Here is a 15,664-nt window from a genome sequence, read left to right as displayed (position 1 = left end):
CGCGCACCCGCCCGCGACGCACGAGCGCCCTACCGAGCGCCCTACGGCGTGAACACCACGCGCCGGGCCGGGTCGGCGGGTTCGGTCCAGGTGGCCTCGACCTCGGCCAGCGGCACCGCCCGGGTGGCGACGGAGAGCGCACCGGACGCCAACTCATCCATCAGGAAGGGGAGTTCGGCGACGATTCCAGCGGTGGTGACCGACCCCTGCCCGCTGCCCATGATCCGCAGGTTGGCCGCGCGCAGCACGAAGGACGGCAGAGTGATGTCCGGACCGGCCGTGGAGCCGACCTGTATCCAGTCGAGAGGTGCGCCGCGTTCGGCGCGGCGGGTGAGCAGCGCGGGGATCGCCAGTTCGGTGGGCCTGCCCCAGGTGTAGTCGATGACCACGTCCACGTCGGCCGCCACCTCACCGAGGCGGTCCGCCGCCTCGGCGGGGTCCCCGGCCAGCGAGACGGTCCGGGTGGCGCCGAGGCCGGTCAGCCGCTCCAGGCGCTCCGGGTTCCGCCCGGCGGCGACGACCGCCCCGGCGCCGAGGCGGCGGGCGACCTGGACGGCCATCTGCCCGGCGTTGCCGGTCGCGCCGAGGATCAGCACGCCCTGACCGGCACGGAAGGAGATCCGGCGTCGCAGCGCCACCCACGAGGACATCGCGGGGTTCATCGCCGCGGCGATGGTGACCGGGTCGGCGTTCTCGGGGAGGGGTACGGACCGGCGGGGGTCGAGCACGGCCCGTTCGGCCAGGGTGCCGGGCGCGTCGTCGTGCGCGACGAAGTAGACGTGACGGCCGTCGGGCAGTCGCCCCACCCCGTCGATGCCGGGGACCATGGGCAGCCGCCCGCCGCTGGTGTAGTGGGTGCCGTCGGCACCGGAGCGCACCCGGGGATGCAGCCCCGAGGCGAGGACGTCGACGAGGACCTGCCCCTCACCCGGCACCGGGGCCGGGAACTCCTCGTAGCGGGGCGGACTGTCGAACGAGCGGACGACTGCGGCGCGCATGGCGACTCCTTCGGCTTTCACGGGCTTCCCGTTGCGGCGCTTCGGCCTCCACGGGCTTCCCGCCGGGGCATCTCGGCGAGCGGGCGGCCGTCCCCCGCACACGCCGCACTCGTTCCGCGCACGTGCCGCGCCGGGGACACACCCTCACCCACCTTTAGTACGTGGCACCAACCAAATTAGTTGGTGCCACGTACTAGGTCAAATACAATGGCCCCATGCCGCACACCACCCCGCCCCGGCCGAGCAGCCCCGGCACACCCCCCTCCGCACACCCCGCGCCCCCGGTCCCCGACGACCAGGGACTCGTGGACGGGCTGGCGCAACTGAGCTTCGCGGTGCAGGCGGCACTGGGAAAGGTCGCGGCCGCGCACGACCTGTCGATCGTGCAGTTGCGCATGTTCGGCGTACTCCGCGACCGCGAACCGGGCATGCGGGAACTCGCCGGGCACCTGGGACTCGACAAGTCCTCCGCGACCGGCCTGGTGGACCGCGCGGAGCGCCGGGGGCTGGTACGCCGCTCACCCTCGCCGCACGACCGACGTTCCGTTCAGGTCGCGTTGACCGAACAGGGGCATCGACTGGCCCGCGAGGCAACCGTCGAGGCCGAGCGCCGCATCCACGCCCTGGCCTCGCACCTCACCGACGAGCAGCGCGCCCAACTCTCCCTGCTGGCGAGCGCCGTGGTGGCCCCACCGGCCGACTCCTGAACCGACCGGCCTTTCCCGTCAATCCAGTTGGCGGGAGAGCTCGCGGTAGCACGAGCGTCGCCGCTCGCCCTCCGGCGTGTAGGTGAACGACCTGCGGAAGGCGGCGGCCCCACCGACACGCACGGCGAGGAGTACCGGCTCCGCGTGCTCGGCGGTCCAGTCGCAGAAGGCGTCGGGCCGGGTGCCGTTCCAGAGGTGGAAGCTGACCATCGGGTCGGCCGGATCGGCGGTGACGTATCCGAGCGTCTTGCCGTACCGGGGGCTGGAGCCGCCGAACCGCACCGAGGGCGGCCCGAACTCGGCCGCCACGTCCGACCAGCCCCGGTCCTCCCGGCCCACCCACTCCGGCGCCGTCGCGCGCAGCCGGGCGTACTCCCCCGCGTCCAGCACCCGTACCGCCCGCAGCCACCCCTGCCGGTGCGCGAACTCCGCGTAGAGAGAGGCCACGGCGTCCGCCGGGCCGTCCGGGTGCAGATGCCGGGCAAAGGCCCCCTTCGCCCCGGTCGCCGACCAGGCGCCGGACACCTCCCAGGCCGCCTGCTGCTGGTGCCACACCCCCGGCCGGCCCTCCACGAAGAGGAGGTCCTCGCACATCATCCGAAGGGCCGGCTCGTCCCCCCACATCCCGGGTCGCCGCAGCACCGAGTTGAACCGGTCGACGAAGTGGGCACGGATGTCCGCAGCGGGCACGAGGGCATCGGAAGAGATCACCGCGCCAGTCTTTCGTGTCAACGTTCGACGCGCATGCGTACGAAGAATTTCTTGGGAGATTACCCAGTCCGACCGCCCCGTCGGTCACCGACGCACCATCCACCCACTACAACCAGCCACCCCCGGCAGCCGCCAGGCACAGGGCGGACACCCGCACCCGCGCGGCTTGGCCACCCCGCGACGAGCCGCCGCCGCCCGCGCGCCACGGTGCGCAGGAGGCGTCCGGGACGGACGTGACACCCCTCCGGACCGAAGTCTTCCGCGGTTCACCTTCACCCCGGTCACGCCAGGCGTATTCACCACAATCTCGAACCCGTTTCCCCCCGGATAAATCCTGGATACTCCTCTAATTCACCTCCGGTTCACCGAAATTCAATGGGCCTATTGATTCGGAAGTCGCCATTCCGGCACCGGACGCGCCATCACCGGCACCCTCACCCGAACTTTTTCCCGCATCGCGGGAGCTCGCTCCGGCACGATTTGTCCGCCGCACCGATCCAGCCATTTCCAGGGAACCCCCGAGGTCTAACCTCGATTCAAACCGCAATGTCCCGCTTCGCTCCGGACTGCGGGAACCGGGCCGGACAAGCACCGGGATACGGCCGGGGCGACCGGGAACGGATCGACGACCGCCACCCGCCGACGCGGAATCACACCAGTTCAGACAGGGTGCACGCCCCTCCGGGCCCACGCCCGAGGCCGCCGCGACGGACCTCGTCACACGCGATGCGCCCGAAACGCCGACCGGAAGAAATCCGAAAACCGGCCGAGAACCGGCCGAGAGCCGCGCATTCCCACCACCGTGTGACGCAGGTCACGCGAGTGGGTGTCGACGTTTCTCTATCTGCCCCATTTTGCGCGATGGACGATTCCCGGATTCGGATGTTCCATGATCCGGCGCATAAAAAATCCGAGCGTCCACACCAATCCATGGTGTAGGAAATTAAGCGCGGACCGCCGGGGGGCGGCATGACGGGGGATTGCCTTATGAGGTTGCGTGCGAAGCGAAGCCGGGTGAGCACACCTCGCCCTTACGGGTGTCACGCGACCCTCACGCCGACGGCACGGGGGTGCGAGGCGGAAGAGGACTCGGCAGCGCACTCCCGGCACGGCTCCGGAGCACCGCGCCACCCCCGGCGGGCGCCTCGTCCACACCCTCTGCCCGCCGAGAGGTGCCGGGCGTCGCGAGGGGCGTACACCGGCCGCCGACGCGGCACCTGACCCCGACGGGCCAGGGGGCCCCGTGCCGGAACCGGTCGCGTCTCCCCGACCTGCCTTCCGGCCCCGCGAACCGCATGCCCGCCCGGACCGCGGTCCGGGCGACATCTCGGCTGCGGGCTCCTCGCTGCCCGCCCGAAGAACCGTGTTGCCCAGTTCCCAGACACCATCCGCGCGGCCGGCCACAGCTGTGCGCCCGCCGCGCACCGATCCGGAGGATCACGTGAACACTACGTATTGGAGCAGGCGTCGACTGCTCGGCGCCCTGCTCGGAACCACGGCCGGCGTCGTGACCTCCAGCCTGGTCCTCAACCCCTCGGCCGCGTTCGCCGCGACCGCCGCCGAAGGCGACGGGACGGCGGAATCGCCTCTTCTCTCGCTGCCCGACACGGACCGCGGCAAGGCCGTGCGGGCCTGGCTGCTGGGTGGGCCCAACGTGCGCGCGGCGGCCGAGACCGCCCTGACCGACTCGGACGCGAGCGTCCAGAGCTTCCTCACCGGCGGTTTGGCCGAGGCGGCCGCGGCCGACGACCGTACCGCCGTGGCCGCGTCGCTGGCTTCCACCGGCACGTTCATGGGCATCGCGGCAACGAACGCGCTCAACGGCACCGACGACGACGTCGCCGCGTACCTCGAGGGCGGCTACAAGGCCCCCTACCTGCAGGACCTGTCCCTCACGACCGCCTCGCTGATAGGCGCCGGCGGCACGACCCTGGCCGCGGCGGGCAGTAAGGCCCTCGACACCGCCACCGCGGAATCCATGGAGACGTTCCTGACGACGGGGCAGTACTCCGCCCGCCTCCAGGACATGTACCTGACCACGGCCACTCTCTCGGTGGGAGCCGGCCCCTCGCTCGCCGAGTACGCGAGCCGGGCCATGGACGGCACCCCCGAGGAAATCGAGTGGTTCCTGGACACGGGCCAGTACATCGCGCGTGCCCGGGACCAGGAGGCCGCGACCATCGCCGGTCTGGTGAGCACGGCCCAGCAGGAGGGCAGCGTCGCGAACGGCCAGTCGAAGCTGGCCGTGGAGGCATCCGGCCGTGCGGTGAAGGCCGCTGACAAGGCGAAGGCCGCCGCGCAGACGGCGGCCACCGAGGCCGCCGCCGCCGGGAAGGACGTCGTCAGGGCCGGCACCGCGGCGAAGAAGGCCGCACAGGCCGCCCGGGGCGCCGCCGACGCCTCCCGGGTCGCCATCCGCGCCTCCCACGCCGCGATCACCGCTTCCCGCCGGGCATCCAACGCGGCGGTGGCCGCGAGTCACGCGGCGGCCGTCGCCGGCTCGGCCGCGGCCGACGCGTACAACTTCGCGGTCCTCGCTTCCAAGGACGCTTCCCGTGCCGCGGAGGCCAAGGCCGCGGCGGTCAAGGCCCGCAACACGGCCACCAGCGCACGCACCACGGCGGCCGTCGCCTCGAAGGCGGCGGACGCCGCGGACATAGCGGCCAACGCGGGCAAGGCCGCGGCGGGTGCCGCGACTCAGGCAGCCGCAGCGGCGACCGCCTCCGCCCAGGCGGCCTCCGCCGCCTCCGGCGTCGCCAAGGCCGAGGCCGCAGAGGCCCAGCAGCAGGCGCAGATCGCCAACAGCAACGCCGCCATCGCCACCGGTGCCGCCGAGAAGTCGCAGTCGCTCGCCAACGCCGCGGCGTCCGCCGCCCGCACCGCCCGGGACGCCGCGAACAAGGCGGCGGACCACGCGGACGCCGCCGCCGACGCCGCCGACCTGTCCGCCAAGTACGCCGGCCAGGCCCTCGACTACGCCAACAAGTCCTCGATCTACGCCACCGCGGCCACCACCGCCGCGAACGCCGCCACCGACGCCGTCAACCAGGCCATCGCGGTGGAGGCCGCGGCGCGGGAAGCCGAGTCGGACGCACTCGACCGCGAACGGGTCCAGGCGATGGCCGAATGCGCTCGGCTCACCGAGATCGAAGCCGCCCAGCTGGCGGACATGCGCGCGCGTGCGACGCAACAGCAGCAGGTCTCCGCGGCGACCCGGGATCTCATCACCCAGGCCGAGGCGGCTCTGAGCTCGGGCGACCTGCCCCAGGCCACCGCTCTCGGAAACCGGGCGGCCATCGCCGTCATGAACACCAACGGCTCCTGGTCGCGCGCCGCCGCACGCTTCGCGCTGAGCGGTGGGGACGCCGACGTCCACACCTGGATCGACGTGAGCCGGAAACTGGCCGAGGACCAGGACGACCGTGAAGCGGTTCTGGCCGTGGCGCAGGTCGGCACCGTGGCGCTCAGCGATGCCGCGGCCACGGTCCTGGAGAGCGACGAGACGGGCGCGGCTGCCACGTTCCTCACCACGGGCATCATGGAGGCCGGCTACGCGGACAACATCCTCGCCGCCGCGCGCGTCCTGGGTACCGAGCCGGGTCCGAGCGTCGCCAAGGCCGCCAGCGACGCCATGGAGGCCAACACGCCCCAGGACCTGTTCGACTTCTTCAACGAACACTTCAGCGCCGCCCAGATGAAGGACGACGACCTCGCCACGGCCACCCTGCTCGGCTCGGTGGGCCCCTATACCAACGCCTATGCCCAGGCGGCCATGGAGGGTCCGGCGTGGATACGCCGGCACTTCCTGGCCACGGTGCAGCACCGGTGCGCGCAGCTCGACCACGACTCGGCCGCCCACATCGCCGCCATGCAGGGCGCCATCGCCGCCGCCGCGAAGGTCGCCCACCTGGCGCAGCAGAAGGCCGCGCTCGCGCAGCAGGCCGCGGCGACGGCCCGGAACGCGGCCGCGGACGCCGCGAAGTACAAGACGCAGGCGGCCCAGTCCGCCACCAACGCCGCCACGTCCGCCAAGGAAGCGAACGACAAGGCCGACGCCGCCGAGCAGTCGGCACAGAACGCCCAGGCCGCGGCCGACAGGGCGGCGTCCGCCGCCGCCGCCGCGCGCTCCGCGGCCCGGACCGCGAACTACTCGGCCAACAAGGCGTCCACCGCGGCCCGCAGCGCGGTGTCCTCGGCCGCGTCCGCGCAGGGATCGGCTGCCAACGCCCGTACCTCCGCCGCCCAGGCGGGCCAGGACGCCGACGCGGCCGCGAACGCCGCGCACGACGCCCTCACCGCCGCCGTCAAGAAGCGCCAGGCGGAGTTGGCCGCGAGCGGGCGGCAGTCGGTCCAGTCCGCGGTCTACATCCGCGACAACAAGGTCGACGTGATCAACGTGTCCTCCAACGACACGCTCGAAGGGGGCGAAGAGGGAGGCAGCGGCGATCCGCAGACCGCGGACGAGTACGTCGAGGCTCTGGAGAGCTTCAGTGCCGCGATGAGCGTGGGTGCCGGCCTGTGCGTGACCGCCGGCGCCGTCACGACGCTCCTCGGTCCGGAGGTGTGGCTGGTCGCGGGTGGCGCGGAGGCCTTCGCCGGTATCTTCGCCGGCGCCTCGCTGCTGGCCGACGGGACGGCCGTCGCCATCAGCGGATTCGCCCACGGCTGGCACAGCGACGAGTTCATCAACACCTGGCGCAAGAGCAACCTGGCCTTCGTCGCAGGTGGCATCGGTAAGGCCGCCGGAGCGGTCGTCGAGGAGACGTCCCCCCTCGTCGGCAAGCTCGTCGAGGGTGGTACGGAGATCGTCTCGGGGATCACCCGGGGCCTCGGAAGCTGGTTGGACTAAAGCGTGTTGGCGCGGGGCGAACCCTGCCCCGCGCCCCGCCGCACTCCTGCCCGCCTGCACCTCGGACCGCCGCTCCCCGCACCCTCGCGGGGAGCGGCCCGCGCCCCGTGAAGGGATCGCGGGCCCGCCGGGCGAGGATGAACCCGAAAGCCCGCACGGCACGAGTCGTGCGGGCACCCGGTACACAGCGCAGGTCACACGGCACACGCGCGGCGTAAGGACGGAAAATGGCTGAGCGTACGGTCCCCCTGCTGCGGACGATGCGGGCACGGGACCCCGGGGAGCAGCACCGGGCGTCGACACCGCTGGAACTGCTCTTCGACCTGACCTTCGTGGTCGCGGTCTCGCAGGCCGCCTCGCAGCTCCACCACGCTCTGGCCGAGAACCACGTGGGTGCCGGGCTGACCGGTTACGCGGCGGTGTTCTTCGCCATCTGGTGGGCCTGGATGAACTTCACCTGGTTCGCCTCCGCGTACGACACCGACGACGTGCCGTACCGGCTGGTGACCCTGCTCCAGATGGCGGGCGTCCTGGTGCTCGCCGCCGGGGTGCCCGCCGCCTTCCAGGACGGGGACTTCACGGTCGTCGTCATCGGCTACGTCATCATGCGCGTCGCCATGATCGCGCAGTGGCTCCGGGCCGCGTCGCAGCACCCGGAGGGCCGCCGGTGCGCGCTCCGGTACGCGACGGGCATCGGCGTGGCGCAGATCGGCTGGGTGGCCAGGCTGGCGGTCCCGGACGAATGGCAGACGGTCACGTTCGTGCTGCTCGTACTGCTCGAACTCGCCGTACCCGCGTGGGCCGAGTCCGGCGGCAACACCACCAGTTGGCACCCGGAGCACATCGCCGAGCGGTACGGACTGTTCACCATCATCGTGCTCGGCGAGGTCATCCTCGCCTCGCTCGCGGCGGTCCAGTCCGCCGTGTCCGACCACGGCCTGTCGGCCCCCGTCCTGCTGATCGCGATCGGCGGCCTGCTGCTGGTCTTCGGCCTGTGGTGGATGTACTTCACCGGCGGCGAGATCGGCCTGCCCACCCTGCGATCCGCCCTGACCTGGGGATACGCCCACTACGGCGTCTTCGCCTCGCTGGCCGCCCTCGGCGCCGGACTCGAAGCGGCCGTGGACGCCACCGAGCACCACGCGCACCTGTCCGAGCGGACCGCCTCGCTGGCCGTGGCCGTACCGGTCGCCGTCGTCCTCGTCCTGCTCGGCGCCCTGCACCATATGACCGGTACCGGCGGCGTGGAACACACCGTGGTCGTCGTGGCCGGTGCCCTCGTGGTCCTCGCGCTCGGCTTCGCCGGTCCGGCCCTGGACCTGGGCGGCGCGGTACTCGGCATGGGCCTGGCCGTCGCCGCCACCGTGGCCGCCGACGCGGCGGTCCTGCGGCGGCGAGCGGCGGTGACCCGATAGCGCGCGTCCCCGGCAGGGGACAGCCGGTCAACTGCGCGGAGTCGCCTGCCCGGTGGGTGTTGACGTGGCGTCGTACTCGCGGACGGCCCGGGGGCGCCGCGGGGCCGCCCCGTGGTCACGCCCGAACCGAGGTGGCGGCGCGGACCGTGCCTCGGGGGACGAGGGGCGGCGGGAGAGGACGCCGATGGTGGCACCGGCCAGGACCAGCGAGGCCCCCACGCGCCGCCGCACACCCGCCGCCGAATCCCTCACTCCGCAGGTGGGGGCACGGAGTGGGCCCACCTGGGTACCGCCCATCGGGGGTGCCGGTTCCCGCCACCCTCCCCGGCGCGCCGGTCCTACGACGAGTGCTCCCACTCCGCGAGCGCCCGCTCGAAGCACGCGTACGCGTCCTCGTCGAAGAGGACGAACCGCACCTCGGCAACCGGGAGTCGGGTCTCCTCGCCGACCGTGCGCAGGGCGAGACGAGCGCCGTCGTCCATCGGCCAGCCGTAGATCCCGGTCGAGATCGCCGGGAACGCCACGGAGTGCGCGCCCAGTTCGGCGGCCACCCCGAGGGACTCGCGATAGCAGGACACCAGCAGCCCGGAACGGTCCTCCTCCCGCGACCAGACCGGGCCGACGGTGTGGATCACGTGCTTCGCCCACAACCGCCCGGCAGTCGTGGCCACCGCCTGCCCGGTGGGCAGCCCCTTGCCGTAACGCGAGGCACGCAGATCACGACAGGCGTCCAGGATCTCCGGGCCACCCTTGCGATGAATGGCACCGTCCACCCCACCCCCGCCCAGAAGCGAGGAGTTGGCGGCGTTCACGATGACATCGGCGTGCTGTTCGGTGATGTCGCCCTGTACGAGCGTGATGATCGGCTTCGTCGTCATGGGGCCATCCTCGGGCGCCGGAGCGGAACGCACCATCCCCGCGGGGAGCACCTGTCGGCCTGGTCCATGGCGAGGCGCAGGGAACCATCCCCGCACGCGCGGGCTCAGTTCACCACGTACAGGCCGGCCGCGTCAGCCGACTCCTCCTCCAACTCGCACTGGAGGAACACCGACCGGTGCGTAGGCACGTAGCCGAGCGCGTCGTTCACCGCGCGCATCGGGGCGTTGCTGTCCGCCGTGTCCGTGATCAGGCCGGTGAGGGCGGGGTGGGTGGTCAGGGCGGTACGGATCGACTCGGCCTTCATCCAGCGCGCCAGGCCGTGGCCGCGGTGGGCGGGCAGGACTCCGGTGCCGTAGTGCAGGCCGTCGCCCTCGCCGTCGCCGGGGACGACCAGTTCGGTGAAGCCGACGATCGTGCCGTCCGCCTCGTCGACGGCCGCGACCGTGTGCAGCAGTTCGCCGCGCTGCTCGACGGCGCGGGCGGCGGCCCGTACCCGGTCCACGTCCCAGACGTCGGCGCCGTGGTCCATCTCGTCCATCGGCATGTCGTCCATCGCCCGCCGCGAGCCGGCGAACGTCTCGGCCAGGTCGTCGGGGACGGTGCCGCTCCACGAGGTCAGCCGGTAGCCGGGATGCGGTTCGGCTGCGAGGGCGGCGAGGGCGGCCGGGTCGGTGTCGGCGGTCGCCAGGCGGGCGAAGGTCAGGGTGAGGACCACCCGGAAGCCACGGGCCGTCAGGAACGCGGTGCCGCTCTCCCCGTCGGTTCCGTCCGCCCTCGCCACCTGGGCCGTCACCGTGCGGCGGCCCTCGGCCCGGGCACCCGCGAGGGCCGCCTCCAGGAGGCGGGTCCCGACGCCGGTGCGGCGGGCGGCCGGGTGCACGGCGATGTCCAGTTCGGCGAGGTGGTCCCGCCCGGGGGCGGCGAAGACCCGCAGGTACACCGTCCCCACCGGGTACGCGGGGGGATCGACGGCCGCCGGGCCGGTACCGCCGCCGGGCACCTCCTCCGCCAGCCAGACGAGACGGTGGGAGGACGAGCGGTGGGCGGAAGATCCGTGCTCCGGCTCGGCGAGCGGGGTGATGCGCAGCGGCAAGGGTGGTCTCCGTCGAACGGGGCGTGCGGGGGATGCGGGGCCGGAGGAACGTACCCGGACGCGCGGAGCCGCCGCAACGGCGTTACCGCAGGAGGAACCCGGTCAGGTACCCCAGCGCGTTGGTCGCCCAGTGCAGGCCCATCGGGGGGAGCAGGCTGCCGCTGCGGCGGCGCAGCTCGCAGAAGAGGACGCCGGAGGCCCCGGTGAACAGCACCGCTCCGATGTCGGCGACGACCGCCGCGAGCACGGTTCCGGCGGAGGAGGTGCCGAAGAGGCCGGAGAGCGCGGGTTTGTCGCTGGCCAGGTGGAGCGAGGGGAGGATGTGCCACATCCCGAAGAGGACGGACGAGACGACGGTGGCGGTGACCGTTCCCCGGGCGCGTACGAGGAGCCCGTACAGCACCCCGCGGAACGCGACCTCCTCCAGCAGCACGGTGCCGACGGGGACCTGGATCAGCATGCGGTAGGCGACCTCGGCGCCGGAGAGGCCGCTGTTGCGCTGGTCCTCGAAGAGGTCGCGGGTGGCGGGGAGCAGCGCGCCGACCAGGTAGACGAGTCCGACCAGGCCGATCAGTACGGCGGCCCAGCGGGCGCCCTTCGCCCAGGTGCCCCGGCCGAGACCGGCCTCGGGCCAGGTACCGCCGGACCACTTCCACACGGCGAGCAGGACCGGGGTGACGACCAGGGAGACGACCAGGCCCCAGCCGTGGAGGAAGACGTGGTTGACGAGGTTGGTGGCGACCAGGATGGCGATGGTCAGCGCGATCGCGCCGTTCAGGGGAAGCCGCCGCCCCTCAGCCATGCCGTCTCCCTCTGCCCGCTCTCTCCCCACGTGAGGCCCACTCTCTCCCCATGTGGGGTCCACTCTCTCCCCACGTGAGGCCCGCTCTCCCCCATGTGGGGTCCACTTTCGGCGCCGCCCCCGGTCCGGGCAACTCGTGAACGGCGCGGCGCCCCCGGCCACCACGGATCGACTCCGTCACAGGGTGTCGCCGTCCGGTGGCGTGGCGTTCCGCCTAGCGTGCCTCTGGAGCGGCCGGGTGAGTGCGGCCGAGGCGACCGGGAGGCCCCCATGACCGAAAGTGGCGGATCGACCCGGGAGCAGGGGCAGCCCGAGACGGCCGCCCGGCTCGTCCGGCGCCCGGTGGTACGGCGTCGGCCCGGCTGGGCGGGGGTGGTCGTGGCGGTCCTCTTCTACGTCGCCTCGTTCACGCCCTCGCTCATCCCCCGCTCCTGGCTGGTCCAGTCGCTGGCGGCCGGGGTCACCGCGGCGGCCGGTTACGGCGTGGGGGCGGTCCTGGGATGGTTCGCGCGGCGCTGCGGGGCGCGGCCTGGCGGGGCGACGCGCCGGTGGGCGTGGCTGATGCTCGTACCGCTGGGGGTCGCGGCCGTCGTCGCGGTGACCGTGCGCAGTGTGCACTGGCAGGGCGACGCGCGGCGGGCGGTCGACATGGAGCCGGGGGTGGTGTGGTGGCAGTGGACGCTGGTGCCCTTCGTGGCGCTGTTGCTCTGCGGGCTGCTCGTCGTGCTGGCCCGGTCCGTCCGGCTGGGCACGCGGACGCTGGCGCGCCCGCTGGAGCGGCTGGTGCCGCGCCCGTGGGCGCTGATGGTGGCGGCGGCGGTGGCGGTCGTCGTGGTGGTGGGGGCCGTCCAGGGCTTCCTGCTGCGCGGGCTGGTGAACCTGGTGGAGAGCAGCGCGTCGCTGACGAACGGGTCGACCAGCAAGGGGATCGCCCGCCCCCTGCTGCCGACGCTCTCGGGCAGCCCGTCCTCGCTGGAGAGCTGGTCCTCACTGGGGAAGAACGGCCGGGACTTCGTCGGTAACGCGTCCACCCGGGCGGAGATCTCCGCGTTCACCGGCGATCCGGCGAAGGATCCGGTGCGGGTGTACGTCGGTCTGGAGTCCTCGGCGACCCTGCGGGGCCGCGCGGATCTCGCCGTGCAGGAGCTGGAGCGGACGGGCGCCTTCCGCCGGAAGGTGCTGGTGGTGTTCGGTACGACGGGCAGCGGCTGGGTCAACGAGAGCCTCGCCAAGCCGCTGGAGTACATGTACGGCGGGGACAGTGCGGCGGTCGCCCTCCAGTACTCGTACCTGCCGAGCTGGCTCTCGTTCCTGACCGAGAGCGAGGCCGCCGTGGCCGGTTCCGCGCTCTTCGACGCCGTGTACGCGCACTGGTCCGCGCTGCCCGCCGGTGAACGCCCGCGGTTGCTGGTGTCCGGCGAGTCCCTCGGTTCGTACGCCACCGAGGGGGCGTTCGACGGTGAGCTCGCGAGGATGACCGCCCGCAGCGACGGCGCGCTGCTGGTCGGGCCGACCCTGCGGAACCCGATGTGGGAGCGGCTCGGCAAGGCCCGCGACCGGGGCACTCCGCTCTGGCTGCCGGTCTACCAGGACGGCCGCACCGTGCGGTACGCCCGCCGCGAGGACGACTTCGGCAGGCCGGCGGGTGCCGTCTGGGACGCGCCCCGGGTCGTGTACCTCCAGAACGGGTCGGACCCCGTGACGTGGTGGTCCCCCGATCTGCTGACGTCTCGACCGCAGTGGCTGGTGGGCCCGAAGGCGCCGGACGTCTCCCCCGGGATGCGCTGGTACCCGTTCGTCACGTTCTGGCAGGTGACCTGCGACCTCGCGGCGGCCGACTCCGTACCGGTGGGATACGGGCACCGGTTCGGCACCCTCCCGGTCGCGGGATGGGCCGCCGTGACTCGGCCACCCGGGTGGACCGGGGAGGACACCGCCCGCCTCGAAGACACCCTGGAGCGGCAGCAGGAGCTACGGGACAAGCAGAAGGAGGAGTGAAAGCCAAGTGGCGCCGGAGGAGAGGAGGGGGCCCACACTCCCGCACTCCCCGTCCAGCCGCCTTCCGAAGCGTGACATAACCGCAAGTCCGGTGACCCGTTTCGGCACTGACGGACCGTCTACCCTGTTGCTTCCATGTAGTGCTCAGGGGGTGGCATGCGCAGCGAGGGAACGGCCGACGAGCCGGAAACGGGCTTCGAGGACGAGTCCGTCGGCGACCTGACCGGCCCGGAGCTCCTCGGAGACGCGCCCGAGCTCCTCGGAGACGCGCCCGAGCACCTCGGAGACGCGCCCGAGCACCTCGGAGACGAGTCCCCGCTCCGCCAGGACACGCACGGCACCGAGCCCGAACTCCACCCGCACATGGTGATCGCCGACCGCTACGAACTCCAACGCCAGCTGGGCCGGGGCGGTATGGGCGTCGTCTGGGAGGCGCTGGACCGGCGCCTCGGGCGGCGGGTGGCGGTCAAGGGGCTGCTCTACCGGGGTGCGGTGGAACCGGAGACGCAGGCGCAGTGGGTCGAGCGCGCGCGGCGCGAGGCGCAGGCCATCGCCCGGATCGGACACCAGAACGTCGTGGCCGTGCACGACGTGATCGAGGCCGGCAACCAGGTCTGGATCGTGATGGAGCTGCTCAACGCGCGTTCTCTGGCCGATCTGTTGCGCGAGCAGCGCCGACTGCCGGTGGCGCAGGCCGCCCGTATCGCCCTTCAGGTGCTGCGCGGGCTGTGCGCGGTGCACGAGGCGGGAGTACTGCACCGGGACGTCAAGCCGCACAACGTCCTCTTTCGGCCCAACGGCCGTGCGCTGCTCATGGACTTCGGCATCGCCACATTCGAGGGCGCGGTCCAGCTGACCAAGTCGCAGGAGATCATCGGCACGCCGAAGTACCTGGCGCCGGAGCTGGTCCACCGGGGCGGCGAGGCGCTGCCGAAGCCGGGTACCCCCGCGTCCGACCTGTGGTCGCTGGGGGTGACGCTGTTCGAGATGGTCGAGGGCCACGCGCCCTTCCGGGGCCTCAGTTCGTACGAGATCTTCATCGCCGTGTACGAACAGCCGCTGCCCGCGATGGTGCACGCGGGGCCGCTCGCCCCCGTGATCGGGGCGCTGCTCCGGAAGGACCCGCTGGAGCGGCCGACCGCCCGGGAGACCGAGGCGATGCTGATGGCGGTCACCAGTGACCCTCCGGCGCTCGACCCGCCGACGCACCGCCGGAACGAGGGCTCCCGGCTCCCGGCCGGAGAGGGGAACGCCGGTGCGGGAGACGACGACGGCGGCGGCAACGGCGGCAAGGGACCGGCATCGGGCGGTGGTCGGCCGCGTCGGCGGGCCGTGCTCGCCGCTGCGGCGCTCGGGTGCGCGGTGCTGCTGGCCGGCGGCGGCTGGCTGACCTGGCAGAAGGCGACCGCGACCGCACCCACGTACAAGAAGGCGCACGCCGAGCTGAAGATCGGGGTCAAGGAGGACCAGCCCGGACTGAGCCAGCGGCAGACGGACGGTTCCTACGCCGGGTACGACATAGACCTCGCCACCCGGATCGCGAAGCGCATGGGCTACGGGGCGAAGGACATCCGCTTCGTGCCGGTGAACAGCGAGAACCGGGCGTCGATGCTCTCGGCGGGGCGTGTCGATCTGGTGATAGCGAGCTACAGCATCACCCCGGAACGCAAGCAGCAGGGCATCGTCTTCGCGGGGCCGTACTACACGGCGCTGCGCAGCTTCCTCGTACGCAAGGACGTCGAGCACGCGTACACCGACGCGGCCGAACTGATCGGCGACAACGCCCAGATCTGTACGGTGCGCGGCTCCACGTACGAGAAGTGGCTGACCGACGCCGGGTACAACCTGACGAAGCGGCAGAGTTCGTACCAGCTGTGCGTGGACTACCTGCTGGACGACAAGAGCGGGATCTCCGCCGTGTCCACCGACGACATCATCCTCGCCGGGTACGTCGGGCAGGACCCGGACAAGCTGGAGCAGATCAGCAACGCGGGCGGCGCCGAGGGGTACGGCGTGGCGATGGTGCCGGGCGAACCCGAGCTGAAGAAGGAGGTGTGCGACGCGTTGCGGGCGATCGTGAACGGTCAGGAGTGGGAGGACCTGTACACCAAGCATCTGTCGAAGCTGATGGCGAACGAGTCGGCGCCGAACCGGCCGAAGCTGACCGAGTGCGAGGACTCCTGAGCGCTCCACCGGGACGCGACCCGGTTGC

The 15,664-nt window shown here is 72.5% G+C and carries 10 protein-coding genes; 5 read left to right on the top strand and 5 right to left on the bottom strand.

The features are described from left to right. Nucleotides 1-41 precede the first annotated feature (41 nt). On the bottom strand, nucleotides 42-998 hold the full coding sequence (locus ACWD3D_RS08805) for a quinone oxidoreductase family protein (protein WP_451460201.1): 957 nt from the start codon (nucleotides 996-998) through the stop codon (nucleotides 42-44). 215 nt (nucleotides 999-1,213) lie between these two features. On the opposite strand from ACWD3D_RS08805, the gene ACWD3D_RS08800 reads away from it, so the two are divergent. Further along, nucleotides 1,214-1,705 (top strand): MarR family winged helix-turn-helix transcriptional regulator, encoded by a 492-nt coding sequence (locus ACWD3D_RS08800; protein ID WP_451460200.1) that lies wholly within the window; start codon nucleotides 1,214-1,216, stop codon nucleotides 1,703-1,705. 18 nt (nucleotides 1,706-1,723) lie between these two features. On the opposite strand, the gene ACWD3D_RS08795 is transcribed toward ACWD3D_RS08800, so the two are convergent. Further along, nucleotides 1,724-2,416, bottom strand: a complete 693-nt coding sequence (locus tag ACWD3D_RS08795; RefSeq protein WP_451460199.1) for a hypothetical protein — start codon at nucleotides 2,414-2,416, stop codon at nucleotides 1,724-1,726. Between the two features lie 1,441 nt (nucleotides 2,417-3,857). On the opposite strand from ACWD3D_RS08795, the gene ACWD3D_RS08790 reads away from it, so the two are divergent. Both ACWD3D_RS08790 and ACWD3D_RS08785 read left to right on the top strand, forming a co-directional pair. Further along, entirely contained in the window at nucleotides 3,858-7,265 is a 3,408-nt protein-coding gene (locus ACWD3D_RS08790; RefSeq protein ID WP_451460198.1) for an ALF repeat-containing protein, read from the top strand. 227 nt (nucleotides 7,266-7,492) lie between these two features. Next, nucleotides 7,493-8,680 (top strand): low temperature requirement protein A, encoded by a 1,188-nt coding sequence (locus ACWD3D_RS08785; protein WP_451460197.1) that lies wholly within the window; start codon nucleotides 7,493-7,495, stop codon nucleotides 8,678-8,680. Nucleotides 8,681-9,018: 338 nt separating this feature from the next. On the opposite strand, the gene ACWD3D_RS08780 is transcribed toward ACWD3D_RS08785, so the two are convergent. The 3 genes from ACWD3D_RS08780 to ACWD3D_RS08770 all read right to left on the bottom strand — a co-directional run bounded on the left by ACWD3D_RS08780 (nucleotide 9,019) and on the right by ACWD3D_RS08770 (nucleotide 11,454). Beyond that, nucleotides 9,019-9,558, bottom strand: a complete 540-nt coding sequence (locus ACWD3D_RS08780) for an O-acetyl-ADP-ribose deacetylase (RefSeq protein WP_451460196.1) — start codon at nucleotides 9,556-9,558, stop codon at nucleotides 9,019-9,021. 104 nt (nucleotides 9,559-9,662) lie between these two features. Further along, nucleotides 9,663-10,652 carry a GNAT family N-acetyltransferase gene (locus tag ACWD3D_RS08775; RefSeq protein ID WP_451460195.1) on the bottom strand — a complete coding sequence of 330 codons (990 nt, stop codon included), beginning with the start codon at nucleotides 10,650-10,652 and terminating at the stop codon, nucleotides 9,663-9,665. 82 nt (nucleotides 10,653-10,734) lie between these two features. Beyond that, complete coding sequence (locus ACWD3D_RS08770; protein WP_451460194.1) at nucleotides 10,735-11,454, bottom strand: CPBP family intramembrane glutamic endopeptidase; 720 nt, start codon at nucleotides 11,452-11,454, stop codon at nucleotides 10,735-10,737. A 270-nt stretch (nucleotides 11,455-11,724) separates the two neighbouring features. Here ACWD3D_RS08770 and ACWD3D_RS08765 point away from each other — a divergent pair, with 270 nt between their 5' ends. Both ACWD3D_RS08765 and ACWD3D_RS08760 read left to right on the top strand, forming a co-directional pair. Beyond that, entirely contained in the window at nucleotides 11,725-13,452 is a 1,728-nt protein-coding gene (locus ACWD3D_RS08765; protein WP_451460193.1) for an alpha/beta hydrolase, read from the top strand. 156 nt (nucleotides 13,453-13,608) lie between these two features. Next, entirely contained in the window at nucleotides 13,609-15,636 is a 2,028-nt protein-coding gene (locus ACWD3D_RS08760; RefSeq protein ID WP_451460192.1) for a serine/threonine-protein kinase, read from the top strand. The last annotated feature ends 28 nt before the right edge of the window (nucleotides 15,637-15,664 follow it).

This window comes from Streptomyces sp. NPDC002690 (genome assembly GCF_053592415.1).
The sequence above is the reverse complement of the archived record's forward strand: the minus strand, read 5'-3'. Positions and strand labels throughout refer to the sequence as shown.

Excerpts from the sequence above, each read along its gene's own strand:
- ACWD3D_RS08805 (WP_451460201.1), bottom strand. The coding sequence starts at position 998 with ATGCGCGCCGCAGTCGTCCGCTCGTTCGACAGTCCGCCCCGCTACGAG.
- ACWD3D_RS08800 (WP_451460200.1), top strand. The coding sequence starts at position 1,214 with ATGCCGCACACCACCCCGCCCCGGCCGAGCAGCCCCGGCACACCCCCC.
- ACWD3D_RS08785 (WP_451460197.1), top strand. The coding sequence starts at position 7,493 with ATGGCTGAGCGTACGGTCCCCCTGCTGCGGACGATGCGGGCACGGGAC.
- ACWD3D_RS08780 (WP_451460196.1), bottom strand. The coding sequence starts at position 9,558 with ATGACGACGAAGCCGATCATCACGCTCGTACAGGGCGACATCACCGAA.
- ACWD3D_RS08770 (WP_451460194.1), bottom strand. The coding sequence starts at position 11,454 with ATGGCTGAGGGGCGGCGGCTTCCCCTGAACGGCGCGATCGCGCTGACC.
- ACWD3D_RS08765 (WP_451460193.1), top strand. The coding sequence starts at position 11,725 with ATGACCGAAAGTGGCGGATCGACCCGGGAGCAGGGGCAGCCCGAGACG.
- ACWD3D_RS08760 (WP_451460192.1), top strand. The coding sequence starts at position 13,609 with ATGCGCAGCGAGGGAACGGCCGACGAGCCGGAAACGGGCTTCGAGGAC.